The following is a 1655-nucleotide window of genomic DNA, read 5'->3' as shown; positions in this document are numbered from 1 at the left end:
ACCGGCGGCGTCTTCGCCGAGCAGGTGATCCGCCCCACCGGCCTGATCGACCCGCCGGTCGAGGTGAAGCCCGTCACCAAGGGCGGCTTCAGCCAGGTGGACGACGTCATCGACCAGGTCCGCCAGGTGACCCAGCAGGGCTACCGCGCCCTCATCACCGTCCTCACCAAGAAGATGGCCGAGGACCTCACCGAATACATGCACGAGCAGGGCCTGCGCGTGCGCTACCTGCACTCGGACGTCGACACGCTCGAGCGCATCGAGATCATCCGGGACCTGCGGCTCGGCGCCTTCGACGTGCTGGTCGGCATCAACCTGCTGCGCGAGGGCCTCGACATCCCCGAGTGCGGCCTGGTGGCCATCCTGGACGCCGACAAGGAGGGCTTCCTGCGCTCGGAGACCTCGCTGATCCAGACCATCGGCCGCGCGGCCCGGAACGTCGACGGCCGCGTCATCCTCTACGCCGACAGCGTCACCGGCTCGATGGAACGGGCCATGGCCGAGACCAAGCGCCGCCGCGAGAAGCAGGAGCAGTACAACCTCGAGCACGGCATCACGCCCGAGAGCATCAAATCCTCGATCAAGGACATCCTCGCCAGCCCCTACGAGAAGGACCGGGTCACCGTCCCGGCCGGCGTCGCCGAGGGCGGCAAGCCGTTCATGGGCGATAACTTCAAGACCACGCTCAAGGACCTGGAAGCCCGCATGCGCGAAGCCGCCGCCAACCTGGAGTTCGAGGAGGCCGCCCGCCTGCGCGACGAGGTCAAGCGCCTGAAGATGCTGGACCTGGAGTTCGCCAACGAGATGATCACCCCCGAGGGCGAGACCGTCGACCGCGAGGCCGTGAAGCGGCTGAAGACCGAGGTCCGCCACGAGAAGGCCGAGGAGATGCGCAAGATGCGCGGCCGCCGGCGCAAGGGGCCGTAAGCTACGCCCGCATGACGCCCGCCTTCGTCGCCTTCGCCGGCCAGTCCAACATGGTGGGCTACGCCATGAGCCTCGCCACGCTCACGGCCACGGGCTGGCACGCCGACCCGCAGACCTTCGTCTGGAACAACCGCGCCTCGCGCTTCGAGGTGATGCAGCCGACCGTCAACACCAACGCCTACTCGTGGGGCCCGGAGGTGGCGTTCGCCATGCGCTTCCGCGCCGCCCATCCCGACCGGCCACTCTACATCGTCAAGACCTCGGCCGGCGACACCAGCCTCGCGCAGGACCTCAACCCGTACCTCGACTGGAGCCCGAAGAGCCGCGGCGAAATGTTCGACCGCGCCCAGGGCCGCATCGACGCGGCCTCCAAGGTGCTGGGCAAGCGCCCCGACGCCGTCTTCATCAGCCAGGGCGAAGCAGACGCCCACGACCGCGCCGCGGCCCAGGCCTACCGCGCGAACTTCCGCGCCTATCTCGACGCCGTCCGCGACCGCTGGATGCGCGACGCGCAGGGCTACGTCGCCTGGAGCCACGTGGCCGTGGGCGGCCGCTATGCCCAGGACGTCGGCCGCGCCCAGGCCGAGGTCGACCGCGAGACCGCCAACACCGACAGCTTCGACACCGCCGACCGCACCCGATTCCCCCGCCAGCCCGACCAGCTCCACCTCGACGCCAAAGGCCTCATCGCCGTCGGCGAAACCTTCTTCACCCTCTACGAAACCGCC

At 69.2% G+C, this 1655-nt stretch carries 2 protein-coding genes; both read left to right on the top strand.

The window, feature by feature from the left end; all coding sequences use genetic code 11:
* The coding region (locus tag VGD44_RS06190) for a helicase-related protein (RefSeq protein WP_331084980.1) at positions 1–927 on the top strand (927 nt) is incomplete at its 5' end.
* An 11-nt stretch (positions 928–938) separates the two neighbouring features.
* Positions 939–1655 (top strand): sialate O-acetylesterase (locus VGD44_RS06185; RefSeq protein ID WP_331084979.1); only part of this gene is annotated, 717 nt, incomplete at its 3' end.

It is taken from the genome of Phenylobacterium sp. (genome assembly GCF_036402295.1).
In the GTDB taxonomy this organism is placed as follows: Bacteria; Pseudomonadota; Alphaproteobacteria; order Caulobacterales; family Caulobacteraceae; genus Phenylobacterium.
The sequence above is the reverse complement of the archived record's forward strand: the minus strand, read 5'-3'. Positions and strand labels throughout refer to the sequence as shown.